Genomic DNA, 26,209 nt, shown 5'->3' with positions numbered 1-26,209 from the left:
CGCTGTCATAGTTTTTTCAGGACCTGCGGGCATGGCCGATCAGGCCATCCAGAAAAGCTGTGCAGCGCTGCATCTGCTCAACCGCGATCCACTCATCAGTGATGTGCGCTTCGCTGTCGCGGCCCGGACCACAAACGATGGTTGGCATTCCGGCACGCTGAAAGATGCCGGCTTCCGACCCGTAGTTCACGGTGCCCACATGGTTGGTGCCGGCAAAGCGCTTCGCCAGTGTCTCCGCAAGCGAGCCTTCGCTCGGCACGAGCGGCGGTACGTCATAGGCGAACTCAGTGCTGATGGACGAGCCCTCGAAGCCCGCCTTCATGACAGGCAACACCTTGGCATCGCTATAAGCCCGGAAGCGATCGACGAGGGTCTCAACGATACCAGCCTTCGTGGCACGAATGTCCCACTGGAATCGCACATCGCCGGGGATGGCGTTACGCGCCGTGCCACCTTGGATCACGCCGACGCCTACCGTTGTGTAGGGCAGTTCGAAAGGCGAACCCGCGTCCGGCGTCGCACGAAGCTCCTGGGCGTAGTGGCGAAGTTCCCCGATCAAGTCCATTGCGTGGAAAATGGCGTTCACGCCAAGATCAGGACGCGAGGAATGGCACGCCTTGCCAGCAATGGTCGTCAAAAGCCCTGTGCTACCCTTATGACCGCCAACGACACCCATCTCGGTGGGTTCGCCGACAAACACGGCGAGCTGCTCAGGCAGCGTCTCGACCATGTGATCGACAAGACCATAGGCGCCGAGGCAGCCGACCTCCTCATCGTAGGAAAGCGCCAGATGGAATGGCGCTGCGAGCGGCTCCGCCAGCATTGCGGGGACCCGCGCCAGCATGCAGGCGACGAAACCCTTCATGTCGGTGGTCCCGCGACCATAAAGTCGATCGTTTTCGCGCCACATCATAAAGGGATCGCGAGACCATTCCTGACCTTCCACGGGCACAACGTCGGTGTGACCGCTGAGCACATAGCCGGGCACATCGACCGGTCCGATGCTGGCCAGAAGATTTGCTTTCTTGCCGCTCGCATCTGGAAGGATCGTGCTCGAAACACCCAGACCTTCGAGATAGAACCGCACGAAGTCGATCAAATCGAGGTTGGAGCGGCTGCTAACTGTGTTGAAGCCAACAAGCCGATCAAGCAGCTCGATCTCAGAGGGGGTCTTGGTCATAGCGGGTCCTCGTTTGCGAAGCGTCAGTCTAGCCGAGCGGAGGCTTCGTTCTTTTGCAATCCTGCCAAACAACATCATCAACAATGAGGGGAACTGACACATCATGCAGACGCGCAATCTAAGGACCTACCTGGCAGCGGGAGCGGTCAGTGTGGCGGCATCATTCGCAGGGTTGAATGCGGCAGCCGCCGACGTCGTCAAGATCGGTGTTCTGGCGCCACTGACCGGACCATCGGCTTCCGACGGTGCAGACTTTATCCGTGGAGTCGAACTCGCGGTGGAGGAACAGAATGCCAAGGGCGGCGTCGCAGGCCATACCTTTGAAATCGTTACAGCCGACGTCAAGGACGGATCGCCCGACAACGTCAGCAATGCCGCGCAACGCTTGATCAATACGGACGGCATCGAAGTCGTGCTGACCGGCTATGCCAGCCTGTCGCTTTTCGAAGTAGATCTCTTCGCCGACGCCAATCTGCCTTACCTGTCGTCCGGTCCTGCGGGTCCATTCGCGGAGATCGTTGCGAAGGATCCAGACAACTATGGCTGCTGCTGGTCGCTTTCGCCATCTTACAAGGGCTATGAGACGGATGTTCTGCCGCTTGTCGAAAAGCTGATTGCCGATGGCACGTTCAAGGCGGCCAACAAGAAGATCGCAATGATTTCCTCGGACAATCCCTATTCCAAGGCGATTTCCGAAGGCATGAAGACGTCCTTCACCGCGGCAGGATGGACTGTCACCGTTGACGAGATGGTGCCGTTCGGTCCCGTCAACGATTGGCGCGCGAGCCTCGCCAAGGTGCAGCAGGATCCACCCGCCCTGGTTGTCAACACAGACTATCAGCCAGCCAACTCAGCGCTGTTCTTGAAGCAGTTCCTCGACCAGCCGACGCAGAGTCTCGTTTTCCTCCAGTATGCACCTTCGGTGCCCGAGTTCGTCGATCTGACAAAGGAGCAGTCAAACGGGGTGCTCTACAACCTGATCGGCGGCGCCATCGACTCTCCGAACTGGCCACGAGGGCAGGAGGTCAACAAGAAGCTGACCGACAAGTTCGGCGTGAAGCCCGGCGTTTATGGTTCCGCGCTTTACGAAGAAGCGATGATCTATTTCCAGGCGCTGGAGAAAGTCGGTGACCCCACCGACCACGATGCGATCGGGCAAGCGATCGGTGAGGTTACGTTCGATGCTGCGCCCGGTCCTGTCGCCTTTGATCCCGCTACCCATCTTGCGGTGCAGGACGACGATCATATCCCGGTCACCTTCTGGCAGATTTGGGATGGTCAGCGCACGCTGATCTCGCCTGCCAAATACGCTACCGGCGAGTTCAAGCTGCCGCCCTGGATCAAGCAGTAAGAGCTTTCCGGCGGGCGTTTGTGACGCCCGCCGGATTGTGATTGCGTAGCGAAGACGCTCGATCGCGAGCATCGTCGGCTGACGCCCACCCTTTCCATGTGGCGGACAATGATCTTACAGGCAGAAAATCTCACCAAGTCCTTCGGCGGTTTACGCGCGGTGGGCGGCGTTAGCTTCACGCTGGAAGCAAGGGAAATCCTTGGCATCGCCGGGCCCAACGGCAGTGGCAAGAGCACGCTCTTCAACATCCTGACAGGCATCCCCTTTGGTCCGGACAGCGGCCGCGTTGTTTTCGAAGGCAATGAGATTCAGAGTGTCGCTCCCGAGGCGCTCAGCCGTTCAGGCATAGCCCGAACCTTTCAGCGCGAAAGCATCTTTCCGTCGCTGAGCGCGGTCGACAACGTGCTTGTGTCGGTGGAGCATAGTGGCCGACGTGGCAGCGACCGCGAAAACGAAGCTGCCGCAATTGCGGCGCTGGACGCGGTAGGCTTCCCGCAGACGCTGCACAATGCTCCCACCGCAACGCTGCCGATCTTTTTCCGGAAAACGCTGATGATGGCGAGTGCGCTGGCCATGTCGCCGCGCGTGCTTCTTCTCGATGAACCCGCCTCCAGTCTCACGCCTGGCGAGATCGAACACATGAAGGCGTTGATCCTGAAGCTGCGCGAGGCCGGCATATCGATCCTGCTAATCGAGCACGTTCTGCCCCTTCTGATGACTGTCTGCGACCGCCTTGTCGTGCTCGATCAAGGCAAAGTCATCGCGCAAGGGCTACCGACGGAGGTCGTGGCTGATCCGAAAGTTGTCGAGGCTTACCTGGGACAAGCTGCGAAATGACCCAACCGCTTCTTCTCGATGTTCGCGGCCTCGACGGCGGCTACGAGCCGCTGCAGATCTTCCGCAAGATCGACCTTCAACTGGCGCAGGGGGGCGCCGTTGGCCTGTTCGGCCCGAACGGTCATGGCAAGACGACTTTCCTGCGCACATTGAGCGGCATCATCGATCCGTGGGACGGCAACATCTTCTTCGAGGGCGTGCAGCTCAATCGTCCTGGTCCACGCGGCAGCCGCCGCTGGCGCAACTTCAATTATGACGCGGTTACGCGCCGGCGTATGGACGCCAAGGCCGTTGCGCGGGCAGGACTGATCCACGTGCCGCAGGGCAACCTTCTGTTCCCAGATATGACCGTGGCCGAAACGCTGTCGATCGCCCCTTATGCCTCCTCGGGCCGTGCCTCAGCGTCTGAAAGGCTCGACTACGTTTTTCACTTGTTCCCGCGCGTGAAGGAGCGGCGCACATCCAAGATCCGCTTCCTGTCCGGCGGCGAGCGCCAGATGGTTGCGATAGGTGTGGGTCTGATGGCCGCACCCAAGCTCCTAATCCTCGATGAACCAACTCTTGGCCTTTCACCGAAGCTGCGCGGCGAATTGTCGGAAGCTATCCTGACCATTCGCCAGTCCGGTGTTCCGCTAATCGTCGTCGATCAGGACATCGCTTTCCTGGAGTCGTTGATCGACGTGCTGTACCTGTTCGACCATGGGCGCATTTCGCGGCGCATAGAAAAGGCGGACATGCCGACCCACGAGGAAATCATGAAGCTCATGTTCGGGGAGGATCACCAGTGACCCTCGACACAATCGCTCTGATCCTGCTCGGGGGTGTCGTCCTGGGTGCGCTTTACGCGCTGATGGCGACCGGCCTTGCTCTTGTCTGGACCACGCTCGGTATCTTCAACTTCGCTCACGGCACTTTCATTGCGCTGGGCGCTTACATCGCTTGGCAGATTGCGAGCACCGACGCCTTCGGCGCGGGCTTTGTTGTCGGTTCGCTGGTTTCCGTGATCGGCATGTTCCTGATTGGGACGGCCGTTTATTACTTGCTGATCAAGCCCTTCGAGCGCAGTCCGGATATCGTGGTGAAGTCCGTCATTACCACGCTCGCGGGCGCCACTATTTTGGAGAACCTGATCAACATTGCCTGGGGGCCGCGCAACAAGCAATTGGGAGCAGTTCTCACCGGAGATATCCAAATCATAGGTCTCGTGATTTCGCGCAATGAGGCTGCCGCAGTCGCCGTGTCGCTTCTCATCCTCGCCGCGCTCGGCATCTTCCTGCAGCGAGCGCCGCTTGGGCGCGCCATGCGGGCGGTCGCCCAGAACCGTGAAGCAGCACAGCTGATGGGCATCGACGTCGTCCGCCTTTATGCCGTGGCCTTCGGCCTTTCCGCGGCGCTCGCCGCCATCGCCGGTATATTGATTGGGTCGATCCGCTTCATGAACCCGTTGATGGGGTCGGATCCTCTGATGAAGGCGCTGATCGTCGTCATCTTTGGCGGCATCGCCCGCTTCACCGGGCCAATCTATGCCGCCTTCATCGTTGGCCTGCTTGAAGCATTCATGACCTACGCAGTCGGCCTTTACTGGAGCCCGACCGTGCTCTTCGTCATCATGATCGTCGTTCTGGTTGCCAAGCCGGAGGGACTATTCGGCAAGCACAGGAAGTCGGTCTGATGCGCTACAGCCCGTCCTTCAACCGCTCATCCGGCCTCGTCCCAGCGCTCGTCTCGGTAGTTGCACTGGCGGTGTTGCCTTTCCTTGCCGGCAGCAACTACCTCAACCACCTCTTGGTGCTCACATTCATCTTCGCAATTGTCGCGGCAAGCTGGGATTTGAGCCTCGGCTTCGGCGGGTTGTTCAACTTCGCCCATGTGGCGCTGTTTGCCGTCGGCATCTATGCTTATGGCGTTGTCGCTAGGACACTCGGCCTGTCACCCTGGCTTGGCCTCCTTGCAGCTGGAGGATCGGCGGGGTTGATTGCGGCGCTGATCACGCTCCCGATCATGCGCCTGTCCGGCATCTACATCATCCTGGTGACGATCGCAGCCTCGCAGGTGCTTTACCAGATCGTCATCAGCCAATCGCAGATCACGGGCGGAACATCAGGCATGGTGAGCCTGCCAGGCCTTGAACTGTTCGGCTACCGCATGAGCCGCGACGGCAAGATCGGTTACTATTACCTGGCTTTGACCCTTTTGATCGGTTCAACCGTACTTCTGTACAAGATAACCCGCTCGCGCTGGGGACGCGCCATCGTGGCAATGCGGGACAACAAATATTACGCCGTGTCCCGTGGCATGTCCGAGACACGTATCCGACTTTACACGCTGACCGTTAGCGCGGCGATCAGCGGCGTCGCCGGCGGCCTGTATGGCTCCTACATGCGCGTGGCCTCACCCGACAATTTTGGGCTGGGCCTGCTTGGCCTGCTGTTGAGCATGCTTCTGCTTGGCGGCGCCGGTACCATCTGGGGGCCGATCCTTGCCGCCTTCTTCGTCACGATGGTGTCTGAGGCGCTCGCCGATTATGGCGCCTGGCGCAACATTATCATGTCGCTGCTGTTGATCGTGATCCTCGTCTTCTATCCGGGGGGCCTCTGGGCACTGGTACAAACCGCCCGCGAAGGCTTCGATGTGTTTCGCACCCAGGCGCTGGCGCGTTTCCGTCGACGGACGGGTAAGACCGCGCGTGAGGCGTTGACAGGTGCGAGCGAGCGCATGGTTGAAACCCGCCATGGCAGGATTGCCGTCGCGGACAGCGGCGGGGCGAAGCCGGCGCTGCTCCTCATCCATGGGAACTCCTCCGCGAAAGAGGCTTTCTCGGCCCAGTTCAAGGCGTTTAGCGACCGCTACCGGGTAATCTCCTTTGACTTGCCCGGTCATGGTGTTTCGGACAATGCCGATCCGGATCGCGACTACTCCGTGGAGGCTTTCGCTGATGTTGCCGAAGATGTCCTGAAAGCGCTGGCGGTATCCCACCCGTCGGTGTTCGGCTGGTCGCTCGGCGGCTATATCGCGATCGAGCTCGCCGCCCGCGGCAATCCGATCAATGCGCTCGCCATTTCGGGAACACCCCCGCTCCGCCTCGTGCCGGAGGATGTTGGCAAGGCCTATGATGCAACGAGCCACTTCGTTTTAGCCAGCAAGCGCTTCCTGTCGGCTGCCGAAGCCCGCGACTTTGCAACTTCCACCACCGGCGCAAAGGACCCGAGAACAGCGCATCTTCATGCTGCGGTTTCCCGCACTGATGGCCGCGCACGTGCTTATGCATTGGGGAAGCTACAGATCGTCGATTGGCCTCGCCAGATGCGGTTCCTTAGAACCGCAAGCGTGCCGTTTGCGATCCTCAACGGCGCACAGGATCCGTTCCTGAACCATCAGTACTTCAGGGACTTAAAGCTGACACAGTGGACTGACGAACCGGCTGACATTGCCGATGCGGGTCATGCCCCGTTCTTGCTTGCGGCAGATGCTTTTAATGCAAAGCTGGCAGCCTTCTTCGACAGCATTCAGAACAAGAGATCGGACGGTGAGCCTGCACCTCGAACGATCAGCGCCTGAATATCAAGCCGTCAGAGGGTGAGGGGAAGTAGATCCGTGTTGCTCTCCATCCAGCGGATGCAGGGCCCAAGCCAACCATGGCTTTCGGCGGCAAGCTGAACAACTAAGAACAGGGGAACCCGATGTCCGACAACGAGACCACCGTCAAGGCGCTGCAGGACTTCATCGAGAAGGACCGCGACTTCGTCATCAATCTGACGCGGGACCTGGTGCGCATCCCATCGGTGAACCCCAAGTTCGAGGCCGGCGACGGGCTCAACCGCGAGCGCGACGTGCAGGCGCTGCTGGAGCCGATCCTCAAGGACGAGGGCTTCGCCACCGAGCAGTTCGACGCGTTGCCGGGGCGGCCGAACCTGATCGGCGAGAAGCCGGGATCCGAAGAGAAGAGCCTGATCCTGTGCGGCCATATCGACGTCGTCCCGGTCGGCGCGCTGAAGGACTGGACCGTCGATCCGTTCGGCGGGGAGATCAGGGACGGTCGGCTTTATGGCCGTGGCTCGATCGACATGAAGGGCGGCGTCGCGGCATGTGTCGCCGCTATGCGTGCCATCAACCGCGCCGGTATCACGCTCGATGGCCGGCTGGCGCTGCATTCGGTCGTGGACGAGGAGGCCGGTGGCGGCGGTGCGATTGCTAATGTCCAGCGCGGCAAGCTCGCCGAGGGCATCATCGTCGCCGAGCCGAGCTGGGGCGACGTGTTTCCGGCCGAGGGCGGGCTCGAATGGGCGCGCGTCACCATCCGGGGCCGCAATGGCCACTCGGCCTTCCGATTCAACGAGGTCTATCCGCAGCAGCACACCAAGGACCGACTTGTCCCGGCGGTCAACGCGATCGACATCGCGGCGCGCTTCATCGCCGCGGTCCATCAGTTCGAGCGCAACCGTGTGCAGGCAAGGAGCCATCCACTGCTGCCGGCCGGCATGAACACGATCAACATCGGCGCTATGTGGGGCGGCACGGCGCTTGGGGAAAATGGTCTACCGACGGTGATGACCAATCCGGCGATCATCCCGGATGTCGCCGTGCTCGACCTCGACATGAAGTTCCTGCCGGACGAGACCTCAGCGCAGTACCGTCGGGATTTCGAAGCCTTCGTCGACCATTTCTGCCAGATGGACGATTGGCTGCGGAAAAACCCGATCAGGATCGATTGGGAACTCGGCGGCCTGCACTTCCCACCGGTTAACACGCCGGTCGACCACCCGATCGTCACCTCGCTGGTGAAGCGCAAGGGCGAGATCGGCAAAGCGGCGGAGGTCAAGGGCTTCATCGCGGTGGCCGACATCGCCCACTATGCAGGTGCCGGCGTGAACGGCGCGATTTTCGGCCCGGCCGGGGACGGCTTCCATTCGACCGACGAATATGTCGACATTCAGAGCCTGGTGGAGAGCGCCAAGGTGATCGCAGCGACCGTCATTGACTGGTGCGGTGTGAAGGCCTGAGGACACATCCTAACAGCGGGCTGGAGACCGGCCTCCGCTGTCAACGGCCGTGGCAGTGCGTTTTTTGCAAAGCGCGCCTTGAAAGGACCTGCTCTGTAATCATGCTTTTTTGAGAGTGCACCGAAGGCTCGGTACGGTCTTCAGCCCCCGATGCCGCTCGCATAGTTCAGCGTCACGACCAAGATCAGCGATGCCGCGCCGACAACTTAGTGAAGAAGGACTGGAAGCAAACGTGATCAGCCGCTGCTCACGATAACGCGCCACGGTGGTGGCTGCAACTGGCGGCAGCCGGACTGGCGTCTCCGCTCAAGGTTGTAACTGAAGCAGTCGGACTAAAGGGCCCGCAGACGGCGCGTCTGGCGCACCTAACGGAGCCTTTTACCTTTCCGCCGTCGTAATCATCAGCCCCAGCGCGCGGGCAACCGTTTCGCGCGTGTCAGACGGAAGGCATTCCACCAACTCACGCTCAACGGCAGCATGGTCCGCCATGCTGGCATCAGCAACCGCAACACCCTTGTCCGTCAACTCGACGATAACTCCCCGTCCGTCTCGCTCGTCGGCCGTGCGGGTGATGTAACCGTCAGCCTCCATGCGGCGCAGGAGGTTCGAAAGACCACCCGAAGTGACAAGAAGCGTCGAAAGCAGTTCGGTCGGGGACATTCGGAAAGGCGGTCCAGAAACACGGATCGTGGCCAGAACCGCATAAACTGGATACTTTACGCCATGCTTGGCCAGTGCCTTGTCGACGGCGCGCATGATGATCTCGTTGAGATGGAGTATGCGACCAACAATGGCTTTGCCGCTGCCGTCGATATCGGGCCGTGCACGCCGCCACTTCTCCATCCCGCGGCCAACGCGGTCGATCTCCCAATAGCGCAGAACCGGTTCGTCCAAGATCCAAAGCCTTGTTTTTCTGCTTCGTTACCCGATCGACGTCGCGAGAAACAAGCCAAAAGCTAAGGAAGATTACCTTTGTTTTTTCTTTCTTGAAAGATAAATTCGTCGGTGTTAGCGTTCTTGGCAACGGCATCCGTAGAGATGCCCCAGGGTCAGTTGAACAATGGGAGATGATCGATGAAAACGCGTACCAAGTTGCTTGCTGCCGCAGCCCTTCTGACTGGCGCTTCCCTGTCATCCGCCAATTCGCAGGAGTTGGTGCTGGGTGAATTCGGCGGCTCCTTCGCCGACAACGTCAAAGCCTGCTATATCGATGTTTTCGAGAAGGAAACGGGCGCAACCGTTCTCACCAAGCTCGCCAATTCCGCGCAGCACGCCGCAGCCGTACGCGCAACCGCCGGCCAGTCCGACATGGATGTGGTGTTTGCTGACGATGCTTTCGCCGTGCAGATGGCCAATGAAGGGCTGCTGGTTCCGCTCGACCGAGCCAAACTGAGCAACGCACCGGAGATCATCGACGGCGCCTGGGGCAAAGAAGACCTCTACGTCGCTGCGATGCTCGGCGCCACCACGATCATCTACAACAAGGACAAGATCACCACGCCTCCGACCTCGTGGAACGACCTGTTCGACGAGAAGTACAAAGGGCGTGTCACCATCGGCGACATATCCGGCACAACAGGGTGGCAGTTCCTGGCGGCCGTTAACAAGATGGAGGGGGGCACGCTCGACAACGTCACGCCCGGAATCGAGAAGATCAAGCCGCTCGCCAAGGATGCGGTGCTTCTCTACACCCAGGCTGATCAGGTCGTGTCTCTGTTCGAACGCGGCGAGATCGACATCGCGGTCTGGTATCCAGACCGCGCTGGTGTTCAGGCCAAAAACGGGCTTCCGCTCGCCGCCGCCTACCCTAAGGAAGGTGCGGTCGGCATCCGTCCGTCGATCATGATCCCAAAGGGCACCGAACAGGAAGAACTCGCGCTGAAGTTCATCGACACGGTTCTGGATGCAGAGAACCAGAAGTGCTTCTCCGAGCGCCAGTTCATCGGCTCCGTCAACAAGAACGTGACGCTGTCTGACGAAGTCTCCGCCATGGTGCCGACCGGCGAGGCGATGAACAACATGCTGTTCCTCGACCCCAACGAGATGGCCGCGAAGCTGCCGGACTGGACGCGCCGCTGGCAGCGTGAAGTCCTTCGCTGATCGAAAGGGGAGGAGCCGAGGCGATCTTCGGCTCCGAGCGGCTTCATGAGCAATCTTTCCCTCGACCATGTCGTCAAGCGCTACGGTGACCTTACCGTCGTCAAGGATGTGTCACTGGGGATCAAGGAGGGCGAGTTCGTTTCGCTTCTTGGTCCCTCGGGCTGTGGCAAGACGACGATCCTGCGCATGGTCGCGGGGCTCATCGAACCTTCGGGCGGGGCCATCCGCATCGCGTCAACCGACGTCACGCGACTGCCGCCCAACAAGCGCAACATAGGGCTGGTCTTCCAGTCCTATGCTCTTTTTCCGCATATGACTGTTTTCGAGAACGTAGCCTTCGGTTTGCGCCGCAAAGGTGAAAGCGGCACGACATTGGACGGGCGCGTGAACGAAGCGCTGGCCATGGTTCGGCTGCCGGGCTACGGCGAACGCTATCCACGCCAGCTTTCGGGCGGTCAGCAGCAGCGTGTCGCCATGGCTCGGGCGATTGCGCCGCGTCCGAGTGTTCTTCTGTTTGACGAACCTTTGTCCAACCTAGACGCCAAGTTGCGCGACGAGATGCAGATCGAGTTGAAGCGCCTGCAGCGGGAGCTTGGCATCACCACCCTTTTCGTCACTCACGACCAGGGGGAGGCGCTGAGCTTGTCCGACCGCGTCTGCGTCATGAACGATGGTATCATCCAGCAATTTGCAGCTCCCGAAGACGTTTATCGCCGGCCGGCCACAGCCTTCGTCGCAAGCTTCATCGGCAAGCCGAACCGGCTGAAGGCGACGGTGCGGGGCGGCAGACTAACGCTGGGCGAGGGTCTTGATCTCCGCACCGACAGCGCGCTTGGTGCCGATGGCTCTGCTACAGACGTTTTCATTCGTCAGGAGGCGATCAACCTGACGCCCACCGGCGCCGACGACGCTAACCGGATCCCCGGCACAATTGCGCTGCGCTCCTTTTCCGGTCCGCAAGTACAATATGTCATCCGCATCGCTGGCGGCCATGAATTGGTGGTGGAAGCGGCATCCTCCGGAACTGCGAGCCACCTTGAGCATGGGCAGCCGGTCACTCTGGAGGTGCGGCCGCAAGACGTGCTGGTGCTGGGGGAGAGCGTTCGTTCATGAGCCAGATGCGCACTGGGCTGCTGTTGTTCTCGCCGCTGCTGCTCGTGCTCGTCGGCGCCTTTGTCATTCCGCTGATCCTGCTGGCGCCCACCAGCTTTCAGGAATATCAGCCCGGTGCCGGCATTGCTGCAGGCTCCTTCACGCTCGAAAACTACATCCGCATCGTTGCCGACGATTATTATCGCGAGGTGGTCGTCCGCACCCTCGGTTTGGGCGTAGCGGTCACCCTGGCTTGCCTGCTGCTTGGTTATCCCGTCGCCTACCTGATCGTGCGGGGCAATCCGCGTTGGCGCTTGGCCCTGACACTGCTCGTCATCTTCCCGCTGATGCTGAACCTGGTCGTACGCTCCTTCGGCTGGATCGTGCTCCTCACCAATCGCGGGGTGGTCAACAACCTGCTGATTGACCTCGGCGTCATCGAAACGCCGCTCAAGCTGATGTTCAACCTGACCGGCGTGATGATCGGGCTCACCCACATCTACCTGCCGTTCATGGTGCTGATGCTGGTGGCCGCGCTCCAGAATGTCCCGCGCGATGTGGAATCGGCTGCTGCAACGCTTGGCTCCAGCCGGCTCCACGTTTTCCGCGCCGTGACGCTGCCGCTGACGGCGCCCGGCATCATCGCCGGCTCGATCTTGGTCTTCGTGCTCACCATCAGCGCGCTGGTCACGCCGCGCATGCTGGGCGGCCCGACCTATCAGGTCATGGCGACCCTTATCTACGACGAGTACATGCAGTTGCTCGATTGGCCGAGCGGATCGGCTTTGTCCTTCTCGTTGGCTCTGGTCACCATCCTGATCATCTGGATGTCGAGCCGCATGACCAAGCGCTGGGCAGGTCTGGCATGATCGAACAGCGCCCGGGCCTTTCGATTACGACCATCGCTCTTCTGGTCGTTATCTTCCTGCAGATCCCGGTGATCATTGTCGTACTCGCTTCGTTCAGCGAGACCTCCTACCTGACCATCCCGCCGCAGGGCTGGACGCTGAAATGGTTCGAAGCCGTTTTCACCAGCTCCAACTACCTGGCGGCTATCAAGAACAGCCTGATACTGGCAGTTGGCGCGACCGTCATCTCGTTGGTTCTTGGGGTCGCCGCCTCTTACGCGCTGTTTCGCAAGATGCTGCCCGGCTCCGAGGCGCTGACCTCGCTGCTGATGTCGCCCTTGATCATACCCTCGGTCGTGATCGGCGTGGCGCTGCTGCAGTATTTCACGCTAGTTGGCCTACGCGGCGGCTTCCTCGTCCTGCTGATCGCGCATGTGGTGATCACCGTACCCTATATCGTGCGCTCCGCGCTCGCGAGCCTTTCGGGGATCGACCTTTCCGTCGAGGAGGCTGCCCGCTGCCTTGGAGCTAACGGCTTCACCACCTTTCGGCTGATGACCCTGCCGCTGATCAAGCCTGGCCTTGTCGCCGGTGCGCTGTTTTCCTTTGTCACCTCGATGGAAAACGTGCCGGTCACGATCTTCCTCGCGGGGCCGCGCGAGACAACGCTGCCGATCCTGATTTTCACCTCCGTCGAGATGGGCGTAGACCCGAGTGTTGCGGCCGTTTCGACCATCCTCATCATCGCGACTGTCGCGGTGCTCTTCGTTGCCGAGCGCTGGACCGGCTTCCACCGCTTCGTTTGATCGGAACCACTATGCATCTCACGAGCCGGGGCTTTCCCCTTTTTTTTACCTTCGATCTCGATGCTGAAACAATGTGGACGGCGCGCGATCCCGAATATGCCAATCGTCCTATCCTGATGTCGCAGGGCGCTTACGGCTGGAAGGTCGGCACCGACCGCGTGCTGAACCTGCTTGCCCGCTACGACATCAGGACGACCTTCTTCATTCCCGGCATCATTATCGATCAACGCCCGGAACTGATGGAGCGCATTCTGGAGGGGGGGCACGAGATCGCCCACCACAGCTATACCCACTCCTGGATCCTCAGCCTCACGCCCGAGCAGGAGCGCGAGGAGATGGAGAAAGGCTTCCAGTCGATCAAGCGCGTTGCCGGCTACGCACCGCGTGGCTGGCGCTCGCCGGCAGCCGAGATCAGCGCCATCACCATGCCGATGCTGGTGGAATACGGCTTCGATTATTCCTCGAACTTCTTCGACGATGACTCGCCCTATCTCCACACGATCGAGGGCAAGAAGACCAGGATCGTCGAATTGCCGTTCCGCTGGGTGCTCGATGACGCGCCTTTCTTCCAGTATTCGATTGTGCTGCCCGGCCGCACCATGCAGGCGCCGTCGGCGCTGCTCGAAGCCTGGAAGGCCGAGTTCGATGTGCTTCATGCCGAAAAGCGCATGATGATGGTGGGCATGCATCCCGAGATGATCGGCCAGCCATCGCGCATAGGCGTGCTGGAGGGCCTCATCAAGCATGCGCTGGAGCGGGGCGACGTCTGGATGGGCCGCTGCGACGAGATGGTCGAGGCGATGCGCCCTCGCCTCGAAACGGCAGGCCGGTGAGCCTCGACTTCAGGGGCCGCCGCATCCTGGTGACGGGCGGCGCACGCGGCATCGGCTGGGCAAGCGCCGAGCGTTTTTTGGCCGGCGGCGCGCAGGTTGCCATTCTCGATCGCGACGAGGAGGCGCTGGCAGCGCAGACCAAGCAGGCCGGCTTGTGCGCCATTCCTGTTGATCTCGCAGACCCCGCCGCGGTACGCGCCGCTGTTGACCGCGCAGTCACCCTCATGGGCGGTCTGGACGGCGTGGTAAACTCGGCTGGTCTCGACCTGCGCGTCCCGATCGAAGCCATGAGGGATGCCGAATGGGACCGGCTGATGGCGGTGAACTTGACTGCACCCATGCTGGTTTGCCGCGCAGCCATGCCGCATCTGCGCCGAGCCGGTGGCGGCAGCATCGTCAATGTCTCTTCGGGAGCAGGCCTTCAGCCGCTCAAGCACCGCACCGCCTATTGCGCGTCCAAGGCCGGGCTGCAGATGTTTTCCAAGGCGCTGGCGCTGGAAGCTGCCGAGTTCGGCGTGCGCGTTAACGCGGTTTGCCCTGGTGCGGTCGAGACCGAGCTTTTCCGCTCCTCTCTGCCCGCCGATGATCCCAATTCCGCGCTCCAGGCCGTGCGCGAGCGTTACGCGCTAGCCCGCATCGCCGAGCCGGACGAGATCGCCGCGATGATTGCCTTCCTCATTAGCCGCGACGCCTCCTACATGACCGGCACGGCCATCGCCGTCGATGGCGGCCGGACCTTCCACTGACGGAACGGAGCATCATGATTGTCGCGAACCGCTTCAAGAACCGGACCGTGATGGTGAGCGGCGGCGGAGGCGGCATTGGTGCTGGCATCGTCAGGCGCTTTCTGAGCGAAGGTGCACGCGTGGGCGTGGTTGATCTGCACACGGCAGAACTTGTGGCCGAACTAGCCGAGACGCACGCCGGCCGCCTGATCGCCCTCGATGGCGACTGCACCGATGGCGCCGTGCTCGAAACCTTTCACGCCAAAGTCGTTGCAGACTTCGGCCCGGTCGACATCCTCGTCAACAATGTCGGGCAGAGCGGCCGGGAGCGCTCCGCACCGTTCCACGAATCCAGTGAGGACGTTTGGCGCTTTGTGATGGAAGTCTCCTTGTTCAGCGCAATGCGCCTGTCGCGCCTTGTCGCGGGTGCCATGCGCGAGCGCGGCGGGCGCATCGTCAACATGTCGAGCGACGCCGCCTTCGTGGGCGATGCCGGCCTTACCGATTATGCCGCCGCCAAGATGGGCATTGTCGGCTTTACTCGCTCGCTGGCGCGCGAACTGGCGCCATACGGGGCGACCGTCAATGTCGTGGCGCCCGGCGCTATCCGCACCCGCGCCCATGACACGATGCCGGCAGCCGTTATCGCCCGCATCAAGGCCACCACGCCCGCCGGCTTTGTCGGCGAACCGGAGGATGTGGCGGCTGCCGTCGCATTTCTGGCGAGCGACGAGGCACGCTTCATTACTGGCCAGAGCCTGTTGATTGACGGCGGACGCTGGATGATCTGAGGAGACCATCATGACCGAAATAGCCGATCTTTCCGCCGTTGAACTCTCCAAGCAGATCCAGGCAAAGGTCCTGTCGCCGGTGGAGGTGACGGAGGCGATCCTCACCCGCATCGATCAGCGCACCGATCTCAATGCCTTCATCACGGTCTGCGCCGACAAGGCGCGCGCCGAGGCGAAGGCAGCGGAGGGGAAGGTCATGCAGGGTGGCGAACTGCCGCCGCTGCTTGGCATCCCTTATTCGGTCAAGGACCTCGTCAATACAGCCGGCGTGCGCACCACGATGGGCTCGAAGCTATTTGAAAATAACGTGCCGAAGGAAGATGGCGTTGCTGTTGCGCGAGCACGCGCTGCCGGTGCGATCCTGGTTGGCAAAACCACGACGCCCGAGTTCGGCCATGTCCAGTCGGCCACTTCGCCGCTCTTCGGACGGACCCTGAACCCGATCGACCCGACCGCGACGCCCGGCGCTTCCAGCGCCGGTGCCGCCGTCGCCGTCGCTGCTGGCATGGGTCCGATCGCGCTGGGCACTGATGGCGGCGGTTCAATCCGCATCCCGGCTGCCTGCTGCGGCGTGATCGGCTTCAAGGCGACGCTGGGTGTCATCCCGCACTTGCAACTGCCCGATCTTTTCGGTGCCAATTCGTATGTCGGCCCGATGGCGCGCACTGTTGCCGATGTCGCGCTTCTGTTTAAGGCGATCGCCGGACCGGATGCGCGCGACCCCTATGGCCAACCAGCCAGCCAGTTGCACGGCGCCAGCGATGTCTCGCTGAAGGGCTTGCGCGTGGCCTTTATCGCCAACGGTGGCGCTCGCGTGGAGCGGGAGGTTGCCGCGGTGACCGGGCGAGCAGTGGAAAAAATCGCCGGTGAAGGCGCGCTGGTCGAGGAAGCCGAGATCGACTTCAAGTCCTATGAGCCGGTTTTCCTCACCATGCTGCGCGTTGGCCTTGCCGCGCGCGCCGGCCCGGCAGTGAAGGGCCGCGAACACCTAGTCGCGAAGTCGCTGGTCGATACGATCGCAGTCGGCGAGACCTATTCCGGCGTGGCCCTGTCACAGGCGACCAACGCTCGCACCGTTCTGTTCCAGGAGTTCCAGCAGCTGTTCGAGCGCTTCGACGTCATTGTCTCGCCGACGCTGACCGCCCCGCCACTGCCGATCGCCGTCGACGCAACCGGCGACATCATGATCGACGGGCACAATGAGGGCACCGTGCGCGGCGCCTGGTACCCGTTCACTTATCCGCAGAACCTCACCGGCCATCCAGCGATTTCGATCCCGTCTGGCCGCACGGCAAGGGGATTACCAGTAGGCTTGCACATCTGCGCGCCTTGGTATCGCGATTGGGCGCTGCTGAGGATTGCCGCGGAAGTAGAGCAGGTTCTGACCTGATGAGAAGCAAGGTGCGGCGCCAAGATGTGGGTGGCAAGCTGAAGGGCGGCTTTAAAGAGCGGCTTGGTTGAAGCAGACTTGTGGGAGCTGCTGGGCGGTCGGCCTTCGCCGCTGCCCGGCTTCGTGATCACCCGCTGCGATGAAGGCGGCGGAATTCGGCAAAGAAGACCGTTGCCCTAGGAAGGTGTCCCTTGGCACACAGCTTTAACCGCTCATTGAGATTCTGCGCTCAGGATTGGAGGCACGTCGATTTGGCTGTCGGCGAAGGCGGCCGAAACGACGACCTCTTGAGTATCGGCCGGAGCGGCTGAATAACGAAGCCGGGAAGCAGCTTGCCCTCAGAACAAGCAAAAACCAAAGCGCCAACCCTGACAACTGCGATCTTCGGTTTTGTGGCCTTGGCGCTCGCCCTAGCGGCCTCGGTGAGTTGGTACCTCGTTTCCGATCGAGGTTCGCAGTTTCGGCGTGATGCTCTGGCAGAAGCCGTGACAGTCCGAGCCAGGGGACTGCAGGTGGATTTCGCTCGGGCTCTGCATCAGGAATGGCGTCATGCCCGCACAATTGCAGAAGATATTGTGGGACGAGGCCCCGAAGCCGTGCGTTCGTCCCTCGATCTCGTTGTTGGCGATAGCTCACGCGTCTCCTGGGCGGGGATTGCGGCACTTGACGGTACCGTGACCATGGCCTCCGGGCGACTTCTTGAAGGGCAGGACGTTTCGCAGCGTCCCTGGTTCCAGCGAGGGCTTGAAGGCGATTTCGCCGGCGATGTTCACGAGGCTGTTTTGCTGGCGAAGCTGCTGCCCTCTCAATCAGGAGAGCCACGCCGCTTCCTTGATTTGGCGACACCCATTCGAAATCAAGATGGCGCAGTTTCCGGTGTCCTCGGCCTTCATCTGGATCAGGCCTGGGCCTCAAGACATCTTCGGGATAGCGCGCAAGCCATGGGGCTTGACGTGTTTCTGATCGATAGGTCGGGGACGGTCGTGATCGGTACCAAAGATGAGATCGAGACGCTCGACTTGCCAAGCACGCGCGCCGCTATGGCAGGCGTCGCGTTCACGAGCCTCGAGACATGGACAGACGGGCAGGAATATTTCACCACCGTCATTCCACAGGTGAGCTATGAAGACCTGCCCGCCTTTGGCTGGAGCATGGTGGCGCGCATCGACAATAATGCTGTCTCCGTGACGACACCAATGTCATCCCTGGTGATCATCCCCGCTGCTTTTGTGGTGGGCCTCCTTTTGATGACGCTGTTGTTTGTACGGCTTTTTGCGGATCCGTTCAGAAACTTGGCAAACACCGCTGCCGCGGTCATGAAGGGCCAGGACGTATACCCTTACGAGTCCCGCAGTACCGCAGAGGCACAAACGCTGAGCGCGGCTCTGGCACTTCTTCAGGGCAGATCAAAGCGCTAAGCGCTTTCTTGCGCGAATGAGAAGCGGCGGGCTAGATCCCGTAGTAACCCATTGTAACGGGTTTGAGTGACCCCAGGCGCATCGCCGGTCGCGTAAAAGCGCCGCAGCAATGCGTCGTGCTGATCCATTGTGGGCTCAAGCAGCAGCCTTGCGCCATCCTCGCTCGGCAAAGACACGACAGCACGGACCAGGCCCACGCCGTTGATCTCGATCTCGACCTGTTGCTCGTCAGCGATCGCTGCGCCGCGGATCCGTAAGGTGTTCTGGGTCAGGCTGGTGATCCAGACCTGGTGCTCTTCGCCGCCCATTCGCACGATGGCGCGCTCAGGTTGATCACCCAAATGGCGTTCCCGCCTGGGAAGCTCCACACAAACAACCAGCGTCACGGCCAGAACGAAGAGATTGTAAAAGGTCCAGAACAAGATGACGAGCTTGCCGTCGCCAGCCTCGTTGAACGCGTAACGATCAAAGAAGATGCCGAGGACAAGCCCTATGAAGGTGAAGGCAAACATCGTTGCAAAGGGCAGCATGAGCCGCCATTGCACGACGACCTTGCTGCGGTCACCCCCTTTCGCCGTAACCGAGAAAGGGTGCCCTTTGGGTTGAAGAAGCCCAGTCCAGGCTGCACGTGAGATGGGGACTGCGCCCAAGAGCTGGCTGACATCGTTGACGATTGGCACAACCAGCCCGCCTGAGACGAAATTGAGGGTAAAGAGGATCCAAACGAAGTACACACCAAAGTAGCTCAGAACGTCCGGCACGGTCGCGTCAACAACAGTGACGTTGAAGAACCAGTAAAGAAGCGGGTAAATCAGGGCTGCCAAGCGAAACGCGAAACTCATGGTCCAATAGAGCACCGAATCCACAACGCTCCAGCGGTCCCGCAGGCGAAGGCTGTTGCTCCCGAATGGCCCAAGCCGGCTTCGGGCAATCTGCATCAGGCCCAGGCACCAGCGCGCACGCTGCGTGATGTACTCCTTGAGGCCTTCGGGCGCGAGGCCCTCCGTCAGTGCCTCGTTTAGATAGACGGTGCGGTACCCTGCGTCCTGCAGCGCCAAGGTCAGCATGAAGTCTTCGGTGATGCTCTCCGTCGGAAAGCCGCCAATCTTTCGGATCGCCTCCCATCGTGCCACCGACGACGTTCCGCAGCAAAAGCCGATGCCCCAGGCATCGCGCGAGGACTGAAGGTGATCGAAGAAGAAGCGCTGCTCGTCGGGATAGGATCGGCTGAGGCCAAGATTGTGCTGGATAGGGTCGGCATTGAAGAAATGTTGCGGAGTCTGAACCAATCCCACATCTGCCTGGTGAAACAGCGCGATGGTGCGGCTCAAGAAATTCGTATGCGGCACAAAATCTGCATCAAGGACGGCAATGAAATCCGGCGGTCCTTCCGCTTCCAGCAAATCGAGCGCGTGGTTCATGTTGCCGGCTTTTGCGCCCTTGTTGTCAGGCCGCGTGACATGCCGAACGCCACGCTCTTCGCAGAATTCCCTTAGCCACTCCCGCTTGCCGTCATCAAGGACAAGAACCTCGACATGCGGATAGTTTGAAGCACGCGCCCCAACGATCGTTCGTTCAAGAACTTCCTTTTCCTCATTGTAGGTTGCAATCAGGATCGCAGCTCGCGGGGCTTCACCCGGGTTCCACCAATCCAAGTGTCGATCCGCTTCTGGACGGCGGTCCAACGTACGGGACAAGATCAGGAAGGCGCTGATCGATGAAAGCGCGGCACCGGCCTCTATGGCAAAGAATGACCAACTCGCAAAGAAGTCGAGCGATAAACCAAGCGGCGCAAGCGTTTCCGTGGCACGCCACCAGATGTAGCGTAGGGTCAGGATGGCTGCGATGCCGAACAGAAGAGCGCGGTGCCAGGTGACGGTTCTTGAAAACAGAGCAGGCGCGATCATCCCGATTGCCAGCACCAACACCAGGTGGACGAGGCTCGAACCTGTCTCGCTCAGGTGCAGGAAAGGCATTTCAGCTCCAGAACCGACGCAGGAAATCGAAAGGCCGTGATTCAAAGAAGGCGCGACCTGTCCGGCCCACAGCGCAACCAAGATCCGGGTCTCCGTTAAGCGACGGGGAGAGAAGGGTCACATCGTAGCGTTCGAGATGGCTTTCGCCTGGTGCGATCGCCAGGTTGCGATAGATCGTTTCAGCGCCCGAACCTGCCAATCTGGTTATGGTGCCTGAGAACAGCTGTCCGTCCGCACTGGCGCGGAACGTAGCAGCATCGCCGACCTTGAGGCGGTTATACACGTTTTCCGAGACGCTGAGCGTCACGATCGCCGAGCGACAATCGATCAGCCTTATCAGGTCTTGGCCGCGCTGGACCGTTTCACCATTGCCAGCAAGCACCTCCCAAACGCGTCCCGACACGTTTGAACTCAGCTCAGCCGAGGCCAGGCGGTTCACGCGTAACCGTTCGGTCGCGATGCGCTGCTGAAGGGCGCTTGATCTGGCTTGCTCGGCTGCAAGGCTCGCCCTCAATTCCCCGAGGCGAAGAGACAGTTCGGAAATCTGCTGTTCTGAATAAGGAGCGTCATTGTAACCGTCCCCCAAGAATGTGCCCCGCCTTGCGGACTGAAGGACGATCTCGGCTGCTCGCGCGCGCTGCTTGGCATCTTCCAGTTCCAATTCCGCAACTTGTTGCGTCGCGCGGATACGCTCGAAGGAGGCGGAGGGTTCAAGACCTCTGTTGGTCAGCTGCTGAGATCTTGCAAAGGCCGCCTGAGCTTCTTCGACACGCGCTTCAGCGACTGCGATCTGCGATTGCGCTGAACTCAACTCGGTCGCGAGCTGCCGCACGCGCTCTTCTCGGTAGGTCTGAGAACGGAGTTGAAGACCTCTCACGGCGGTCTCGATCGATGCAATGGACTTGGTCAGCCGCTCGACCTCAGCCGACGCCATGGCTCGATCATGGATCAGGTCGTTCAGCCGGATATCGTCTGCTGTCGTGTCCTGTATCCTTCCTAAGCTTTCACCCTCAGCGACCGCAGACCCCAAGGCGCGCCTTTCGCTTGTCAGCTGCCCTGCAATAGGTGCCCTGACCGTGGTCAGTCGGGCATTAACGACGGCATCCGCACTCGCTCCGGCCATCTGCTCGCCAGCGATCACGGCAACCGCTAGCAGAATGACCAGAAAACCGATGATGAGCCTGGTGAAGCGCATGTCTGACCTCCTTCCTGCAGGGTAGCTAGCGTCAGCGAGCAGCAAACGAACCAGTGCGCCCCATCTCTTGGCGGTTCTCCGCGGCCTTGGTTAACATGCTCTCAAAGGAACACGGCGGGGCGCCTGGTGGAGTTGGCGGGACTTCCGCCCACAAGCTTTGTCAACAGACGCACACACCAGGGACATGGCTCCAGCTTCAAGGAGAGCGGTGCAAAGTCGTTTTAGGCGGACGATTAGTAGCGTGCCAGGCGATTAGGCTCGCAACCACAAAGCCCTTCGAAAGAAAGGATTTTTACCCCCGCTTCAACTGAAGGATCGTCGCGGTGCGCGTGCATTCTGCCTCGGCGGAGGCTAGGGCTCGACGCAACTGCTGCGAGTCGAAAGGCTTGCGCAGCAGCGGAAATGCTGAAGGAACACCCTTCCCAATCAACTCATTGTAGCCCGACATCAGAATGATCGGCAGTCTTGGATGGTTTCGGCGGATCAGCGGCGCAAGATCGAGTCCGGATATGCCGGGCATCATGACATCGCAGAGAACCCATTGAATGCGGCTTTGCCGATTTAGCTGTTCCAGAGCCTCATCGCCGTTGGAGGCCAGCAAGACTTCGCAGCCTTCTGTTTCGAGCAACATCTGTGCAGCTCTAGACGCTGAAGGCGTGTCGTCGACGACTAGGACCACGCCCGCCAGCGGAGCTTCGGCCTTCAAGGTGGCTTCAGGCGAGGCGGGTGCGTCCGCACGCGGGAGGTAAAGGGAAAATATCGATCCGCGGCCCGGCACGCTGGACGCCTCGATGACCCCGCCTGATCGTTTTGCAAAGCCGTAAACCTGACTGAGGCCGAGACCAGTGAACCCGGCTCCCTTGGTGGTGAAGAACGGATCAAAAACCCGATGGAGATCCGCTTGGCTAATGCCGGAGCCGGTGTCGCTAACTGAGACACTCACGAAAGGTCCTTTCAAGGCGGGTGAAATAGTCTTGCCGTCCTGGATGTTCTTCACCTGAATGCTGAGCGTTCCCCCATCAGGCATGGCATCTTTCGCGTTGCTTACGAGGTTGACCATTGCGATCTCCAAAGCTTCGGGATCGACATTGACCGCCCAAGGCTCCGGACTTCCTTCAATCGCAAGATTAATGTTGGCACGCGTCGCCTGGGAGATTACTGGCCGCAGCTCGTCGAGTCGCGCTTGCAGGTCAAAAACCTCCCGGCGATGATCAGACTGCCGGGAGAAGGCCAACAGGCGCTGGGACATGTTCTTGCCCCGTTCCACCGATTCAAGCATCAACTTAGAGACACGTTCGGTCCGTTCGTCTCCCCCTGTTCCGCGTCTGATGATCTCGATCCCGGACTGAAAGCTCATAAGAAGATTGTTGAAGTCGTGCGCTATTCCGCCTGCCAGTTTGCCGAGAGCCTCGAGGCGGTGATTATTGGATAGAACACGATCTTGCTCCCGGCGACTCGCTAACTCTCTGATCGCCAGCCAGGTGGCAAATATGGACAGCAAAAGCGCGACAAAGCCCGCCAGCAGCAGCATCCGATAGGCACGTCCGATCGGAGCCTGGTATTGAACCAAGGGCAATCCGACATAAACGCTCCACTTTGTGCCGCCGATTGAAGCAGCACCCATCTCGTAGGGCTCGGATCCGACATTCACACGGAAACTTTCGCTCGAAGCCTGGGTCGTTGGCGGCTCCAGCACACCTTGTGATCCGAGCAGAAGGGATGTGGAGCCGGTTGCTGCAACAACACGACCCTCGCCATCAAGGATCAAGGCTTCCCAACCTCTCTGAAGCCCATTTGCGTAGAGATATTCAGCGAGACTTTCGGGACGCAGCACTGCAGACAGTACGTAAACGGTGCCTGAACGCTGAACAGGAACGCGGACGGGAAAGGCCCAACGCCCGTTGCGGCCCCTCACGAGATTTCCGATCACGGGTTTGCCGGTCAACGAGAGCTGCTCGTGGCTTTCGCGGTCAATCACAGGCGACCCGACCACACCCTCCCGGGGCGGCGTTGAAGCCAGGATCGTACCATCAAGATCAGTTACTCGTATGATTTCCCACAACGGGATCCGCGAGCGCAGGCGCTCTGCCAGTCGGACAAATTCATCCGTTTGCATAGGCGGATCCAGCCGCGGAGACTCGCCAAGGACTGTGAGGAGCTGCACCTGAGTGCGCAGTTCTTGCGCAAGAAGTGCGCCAGTCTGTCCGGCGCTCTGCCGTATCGCTTCCTCAAGACCTCTTTGCTGCTCTCTGAAGAGGTAGCCGCCGAGAGCGGCGAGGAGCAGGATCATGGGGATGACTGCAGCAAGGCTCAGCAGGAGCGCAGGTCGGATCTTGCGAAGCATGCATCACACCAGGAAGAGTTCCTCTGAGATATAGCCGCAGCTGGAGGCCGCGGCTAGCCGAAGGCTCGCGTTCGCTCAGTCTTCGGTGCGGCAGCCGAGGCTCACCATTTCAGACGAACCGACCGCAGTATGCGCCGGGGAAGGCAACTCGTTGGGTCAGTAGATGTGCAGGTCTACCGATGATGATGATGATGAGACGGGTCGGTGCGCCTCGCAGCTGCTTCAACGAACGCGCCCTGCCCGTCGCTTGCAATCGCGATCACCAAATGTCCCCAGGGATCACTCCATTGGCTGTGAACATGCTTGTTCTTCGGAAAAACTTCCGACCCGCGAAAACAAGCACCGTTCTGATCCACCTGGATGGGAGCACCGTTGATGGTGATGTTCACAGCAGAAGTGCGGCATTCTCCCTCAACGGTCACGCGCTCATGCGTGCTGTCGACGTCCTCGACCCGGACAGCCAGGCGGAGTTCTCCGGAGGGGCCTGCCGAAGCAACATCCACCGGCGGACCTTTTTTCAGCGGAGGGGTTCTTGGCGGCACGCCCCGATACGGACCAGTAGCCTCAAAAGCTGATGCCATGCCGAGCAGGTTGACATCATCCCAGGCTCGGCCTGCAAAGGTAAGGCCGACCGGCATCTTGGTGTCTTCCATGATACCCATTGGAACAGTGACGGTGGGAACGCCGCAGTGCCTTATCGCGAGATTTCCGTTCGCTACCCAAACCCCGTTGCGCCAGGCGAGATCAGCGGAGGCGGCGTTCGTGTCGGCGTCCGCAGGACCCACATCTGCCACCGCTGGGAATATCACTGCGTCCAGTCCTAGTTCAGACATCCACTGTTCCAAATCCCGACGACGCGTCTCCTCCAGTCCGAGGAGGCCATCTTCAATATCGGGAATATCCTTGAATTTCCTGCCGGCATTTTCTCCCGCGTTTTTCGGGTAGTCTGACAGGCAGTCAGGGAAGCCGTGGTAGCGGTCCGGCAAGGCGCCTGCTGGTTGTGGGAAAATGGCCTTGCCTTCGATCTGGTTCAGGTTAGGGAACTGCGGATCGCCATTCTGCTCCAGAAAGTCGTTCCATGACCAAGCGGATAGATCCAGGATCTCGTGATGCAGGAATGGTGGGCTCACAAGCCCGCGCGTAGCGATGGTCGGACAGCCAACCCGATCCCCCTCATAATTCGAGACAAGAGGGAAATTGACGACGAGAATCTCGGCGCCTGCGGCTTCCAAAGCCTGACGGGCTCGCTCCCATAGAGCCAGAACTGAAGGCCGTGTGTCGATCCGCTGCCCAGTAGGACCACCGATGCCGGGCTTTGCCCCTGAGCCTGCCACGGGGTCCTGATTGATATACATGGCGGGAACACCGAGCCTTAAACCCTTGAGAGTGGCCGTCCGGGCGACGTTTCGATAGCTGGCGGGGCGTGTTTCGGACGGGCGAGGCAGCGTGATCCAAGGCTGGCTCCGCCAGAAATCACCTCGGCTGTCTTCGTCATCGGCCACGAGCACATCAAGGATCTCGAGCATGTCCGCCATGGTGCGTGTGTGCGGCACCACCACATCCATGGTGGGCACGAGCGGCCAGTTCCCGCGAACGGAAATCACCCCTCGGCTGGGTGTATAGGCGCAAAGCGCGTTGTTGGACGCTGGGGCGCGGCCGCTCGACCATGTTTCTTCGCCCAATCCGAAGGCGGCAAAAGACGCGGCTGTTGCCGTTCCGGAACCGTTTGATGAGCCTGACGCATACGCGGCGGTCAGGTAGTTGGAATTGTACGGGGACTCTGCTCTTCCGTAGTAACCGCGCTGCATCCCGCCGTTTGCCATGGGCGGCATGTTCGTCAGGCCTATCAGGGCAGCGCCGCTGGCGCGAAGCCTTGCAATGGCAAAAGAATCGTCGGAGGCGATGAGATCGGCAAAGGCTGGCGAACCAGCAGCCACCGTCAATCCCTTGGCCTTGAAGCTGTCTTTCGCTGTGTAGGGAATCCCATCGAGCGGGCTGAGAACTTTCCCTCCGGACCGGCGGATATCAGCGGCCTTCGCCTCTTCGAACATCTTGGGATTCAGCACGCAAACCGAGTTGAGGATCGGGCCGCGGCGATCATAGAAGGCGATCCGGTTCAGGTAGGCTGCAACAAGCCCGACACTTGTGACCGCCCCCTCGTCCAAGGCGGTGCGCAACTGGCTGATGGAAGCCTCGACGACGTCGAACATGGAAGAACCTCCTCAAGCAGGACCTTGCGGAAAGATGTCGCCTATGCGGGCTGAACCCTTGCGGGCTCACACGGACATGTTGGTGTCGACCGAACCGCAACGGCCGCTACAAC

At 60.5% G+C, this 26,209-nt stretch carries 21 protein-coding genes; 15 read left to right on the top strand and 6 right to left on the bottom strand.

Annotated features, from left to right (window positions below):
• Positions 1 to 16 precede the first annotated feature (16 nt).
• On the bottom strand, positions 17 to 1,180 hold the full coding sequence (argE, locus tag J5Y06_RS01595; protein WP_209333360.1) for an acetylornithine deacetylase: 1,164 nt from the start codon (positions 1,178 to 1,180) through the stop codon (positions 17 to 19).
• 103 nt (positions 1,181 to 1,283) lie between these two features.
• Between argE and J5Y06_RS01590 the strand changes: the two genes are divergently transcribed.
• The 6 genes from J5Y06_RS01590 to J5Y06_RS01565 all read left to right on the top strand — a co-directional run bounded on the left by J5Y06_RS01590 (position 1,284) and on the right by J5Y06_RS01565 (position 8,368).
• The gene (locus tag J5Y06_RS01590; protein ID WP_209333359.1) at positions 1,284 to 2,531 is read left to right on the top strand and encodes an ABC transporter substrate-binding protein; all 1,248 of its coding nucleotides are present in this window, start codon (positions 1,284 to 1,286) and stop codon (positions 2,529 to 2,531) included.
• A gap of 108 nt (positions 2,532 to 2,639) precedes the next feature.
• A complete protein-coding gene (locus J5Y06_RS01585) occupies positions 2,640 to 3,368 on the top strand; it encodes an ABC transporter ATP-binding protein (RefSeq protein WP_209333358.1) in 729 nt (242 codons plus the stop codon).
• Entirely contained in the window at positions 3,365 to 4,156 is a 792-nt protein-coding gene (locus J5Y06_RS01580) for an ABC transporter ATP-binding protein (RefSeq protein ID WP_209333357.1), read from the top strand. The genes J5Y06_RS01585 and J5Y06_RS01580 overlap by 4 nt, the downstream gene beginning before the upstream one ends.
• Positions 4,153 to 5,040, top strand: a complete 888-nt coding sequence (locus J5Y06_RS01575) for a branched-chain amino acid ABC transporter permease (RefSeq protein ID WP_209333356.1) — start codon at positions 4,153 to 4,155, stop codon at positions 5,038 to 5,040. Before J5Y06_RS01580 ends, J5Y06_RS01575 begins: the two co-directional genes overlap by 4 nt.
• Positions 5,040 to 6,926, top strand: a complete 1,887-nt coding sequence (locus tag J5Y06_RS01570) for an alpha/beta fold hydrolase (protein WP_209333355.1) — start codon at positions 5,040 to 5,042, stop codon at positions 6,924 to 6,926. Before J5Y06_RS01575 ends, J5Y06_RS01570 begins: the two co-directional genes overlap by 1 nt.
• Positions 6,927 to 7,048: 122 nt before the next feature.
• On the top strand, positions 7,049 to 8,368 hold the full coding sequence (locus tag J5Y06_RS01565) for a M20 family metallopeptidase (RefSeq protein WP_209333354.1): 1,320 nt from the start codon (positions 7,049 to 7,051) through the stop codon (positions 8,366 to 8,368).
• A gap of 378 nt (positions 8,369 to 8,746) precedes the next feature.
• Here the strand turns inward: J5Y06_RS01565 and J5Y06_RS01560 are convergent, their stop codons facing one another.
• Positions 8,747 to 9,262 carry a MarR family winged helix-turn-helix transcriptional regulator gene (locus J5Y06_RS01560; protein WP_245247516.1) on the bottom strand — a complete coding sequence of 172 codons (516 nt, stop codon included), beginning with the start codon at positions 9,260 to 9,262 and terminating at the stop codon, positions 8,747 to 8,749.
• A gap of 180 nt (positions 9,263 to 9,442) precedes the next feature.
• Between J5Y06_RS01560 and J5Y06_RS01555 the strand changes: the two genes are divergently transcribed.
• The 9 genes from J5Y06_RS01555 (at position 9,443) to J5Y06_RS01515 (ending at position 18,371) form a co-directional block, all read left to right on the top strand.
• Positions 9,443 to 10,468, top strand: coding sequence for an ABC transporter substrate-binding protein (locus tag J5Y06_RS01555; RefSeq protein ID WP_209333353.1), 1,026 nt, complete (start codon positions 9,443 to 9,445; stop codon positions 10,466 to 10,468).
• Between the two features lie 45 nt (positions 10,469 to 10,513).
• Positions 10,514 to 11,581, top strand: a complete 1,068-nt coding sequence (locus tag J5Y06_RS01550; RefSeq protein WP_209333352.1) for an ABC transporter ATP-binding protein — start codon at positions 10,514 to 10,516, stop codon at positions 11,579 to 11,581.
• Positions 11,578 to 12,429, top strand: coding sequence for an ABC transporter permease (locus J5Y06_RS01545; protein WP_209333351.1), 852 nt, complete (start codon positions 11,578 to 11,580; stop codon positions 12,427 to 12,429). The genes J5Y06_RS01550 and J5Y06_RS01545 overlap by 4 nt, the downstream gene beginning before the upstream one ends.
• On the top strand, positions 12,426 to 13,214 hold the full coding sequence (locus J5Y06_RS01540; protein ID WP_209333350.1) for an ABC transporter permease: 789 nt from the start codon (positions 12,426 to 12,428) through the stop codon (positions 13,212 to 13,214). Before J5Y06_RS01545 ends, J5Y06_RS01540 begins: the two co-directional genes overlap by 4 nt.
• 11 nt (positions 13,215 to 13,225) lie before the next feature.
• On the top strand, positions 13,226 to 14,047 hold the full coding sequence (locus tag J5Y06_RS01535; protein ID WP_209333349.1) for a polysaccharide deacetylase family protein: 822 nt from the start codon (positions 13,226 to 13,228) through the stop codon (positions 14,045 to 14,047).
• Positions 14,044 to 14,793: an SDR family NAD(P)-dependent oxidoreductase gene (locus J5Y06_RS01530; RefSeq protein WP_209333348.1), complete on the top strand. Its 750-nt coding sequence runs from the start codon at positions 14,044 to 14,046 to the stop codon at positions 14,791 to 14,793. Before J5Y06_RS01535 ends, J5Y06_RS01530 begins: the two co-directional genes overlap by 4 nt.
• Before the next feature lie 14 nt (positions 14,794 to 14,807).
• Positions 14,808 to 15,563: an SDR family NAD(P)-dependent oxidoreductase gene (locus tag J5Y06_RS01525; RefSeq protein ID WP_209333347.1), complete on the top strand. Its 756-nt coding sequence runs from the start codon at positions 14,808 to 14,810 to the stop codon at positions 15,561 to 15,563.
• Positions 15,564 to 15,573: 10 nt separating this feature from the next.
• Positions 15,574 to 16,953 carry an amidase gene (locus J5Y06_RS01520; protein WP_209333346.1) on the top strand — a complete coding sequence of 460 codons (1,380 nt, stop codon included), beginning with the start codon at positions 15,574 to 15,576 and terminating at the stop codon, positions 16,951 to 16,953.
• Between the two features lie 392 nt (positions 16,954 to 17,345).
• The gene (locus J5Y06_RS01515) at positions 17,346 to 18,371 is read left to right on the top strand and encodes a cache domain-containing protein (RefSeq protein ID WP_342453376.1); all 1,026 of its coding nucleotides are present in this window, start codon (positions 17,346 to 17,348) and stop codon (positions 18,369 to 18,371) included.
• Here J5Y06_RS01515 and J5Y06_RS01510 read toward each other — a convergent pair.
• The 4 genes from J5Y06_RS01510 to J5Y06_RS01495 form a co-directional block, all read right to left on the bottom strand.
• Positions 18,368 to 20,347: a glycosyltransferase gene (locus J5Y06_RS01510; protein ID WP_209333344.1), complete on the bottom strand. Its 1,980-nt coding sequence runs from the start codon at positions 20,345 to 20,347 to the stop codon at positions 18,368 to 18,370. The genes J5Y06_RS01515 and J5Y06_RS01510 overlap by 4 nt on opposite strands.
• A 1-nt stretch (position 20,348) precedes the next feature.
• Positions 20,349 to 21,542, bottom strand: coding sequence for an HlyD family secretion protein (locus tag J5Y06_RS01505; RefSeq protein WP_209333343.1), 1,194 nt, complete (start codon positions 21,540 to 21,542; stop codon positions 20,349 to 20,351).
• A 292-nt stretch (positions 21,543 to 21,834) separates the two neighbouring features.
• Positions 21,835 to 23,832: a response regulator gene (locus J5Y06_RS01500; RefSeq protein WP_209333342.1), complete on the bottom strand. Its 1,998-nt coding sequence runs from the start codon at positions 23,830 to 23,832 to the stop codon at positions 21,835 to 21,837.
• A gap of 227 nt (positions 23,833 to 24,059) precedes the next feature.
• On the bottom strand, positions 24,060 to 26,096 hold the full coding sequence (locus tag J5Y06_RS01495; RefSeq protein WP_209333341.1) for an amidase: 2,037 nt from the start codon (positions 26,094 to 26,096) through the stop codon (positions 24,060 to 24,062).
• Positions 26,097 to 26,209: the final 113 nt, after the last annotated feature.

The sequence above is a fragment of the Tianweitania sediminis genome (assembly GCF_017813335.1).
Lineage (GTDB): Bacteria > Pseudomonadota > Alphaproteobacteria > Rhizobiales > Rhizobiaceae > Tianweitania > Tianweitania sediminis.
This window is presented reverse-complemented; position numbering and strand designations above follow the sequence as displayed.

Coding starts and splice junctions, on each gene's coding strand:
- argE (WP_209333360.1), bottom strand. CDS start 1,180: ATGACCAAGACCCCCTCTGAGATCGAGCTGCTTGATCGGCTTGTTGGC.
- J5Y06_RS01590 (WP_209333359.1), top strand. CDS start 1,284: ATGCAGACGCGCAATCTAAGGACCTACCTGGCAGCGGGAGCGGTCAGT.
- J5Y06_RS01585 (WP_209333358.1), top strand. CDS start 2,640: ATGATCTTACAGGCAGAAAATCTCACCAAGTCCTTCGGCGGTTTACGC.
- J5Y06_RS01580 (WP_209333357.1), top strand. CDS start 3,365: ATGACCCAACCGCTTCTTCTCGATGTTCGCGGCCTCGACGGCGGCTAC.
- J5Y06_RS01570 (WP_209333355.1), top strand. CDS start 5,040: ATGCGCTACAGCCCGTCCTTCAACCGCTCATCCGGCCTCGTCCCAGCG.
- J5Y06_RS01565 (WP_209333354.1), top strand. CDS start 7,049: ATGTCCGACAACGAGACCACCGTCAAGGCGCTGCAGGACTTCATCGAG.
- J5Y06_RS01555 (WP_209333353.1), top strand. CDS start 9,443: ATGAAAACGCGTACCAAGTTGCTTGCTGCCGCAGCCCTTCTGACTGGC.
- J5Y06_RS01550 (WP_209333352.1), top strand. CDS start 10,514: ATGAGCAATCTTTCCCTCGACCATGTCGTCAAGCGCTACGGTGACCTT.
- J5Y06_RS01545 (WP_209333351.1), top strand. CDS start 11,578: ATGAGCCAGATGCGCACTGGGCTGCTGTTGTTCTCGCCGCTGCTGCTC.
- J5Y06_RS01540 (WP_209333350.1), top strand. CDS start 12,426: ATGATCGAACAGCGCCCGGGCCTTTCGATTACGACCATCGCTCTTCTG.
- J5Y06_RS01535 (WP_209333349.1), top strand. CDS start 13,226: ATGCATCTCACGAGCCGGGGCTTTCCCCTTTTTTTTACCTTCGATCTC.
- J5Y06_RS01525 (WP_209333347.1), top strand. CDS start 14,808: ATGATTGTCGCGAACCGCTTCAAGAACCGGACCGTGATGGTGAGCGGC.
- J5Y06_RS01520 (WP_209333346.1), top strand. CDS start 15,574: ATGACCGAAATAGCCGATCTTTCCGCCGTTGAACTCTCCAAGCAGATC.
- J5Y06_RS01510 (WP_209333344.1), bottom strand. CDS start 20,347: ATGCCTTTCCTGCACCTGAGCGAGACAGGTTCGAGCCTCGTCCACCTG.
- J5Y06_RS01505 (WP_209333343.1), bottom strand. CDS start 21,542: ATGCGCTTCACCAGGCTCATCATCGGTTTTCTGGTCATTCTGCTAGCG.
- J5Y06_RS01500 (WP_209333342.1), bottom strand. CDS start 23,832: ATGATCCTGCTCCTCGCCGCTCTCGGCGGCTACCTCTTCAGAGAGCAG.
- J5Y06_RS01495 (WP_209333341.1), bottom strand. CDS start 26,096: ATGTTCGACGTCGTCGAGGCTTCCATCAGCCAGTTGCGCACCGCCTTG.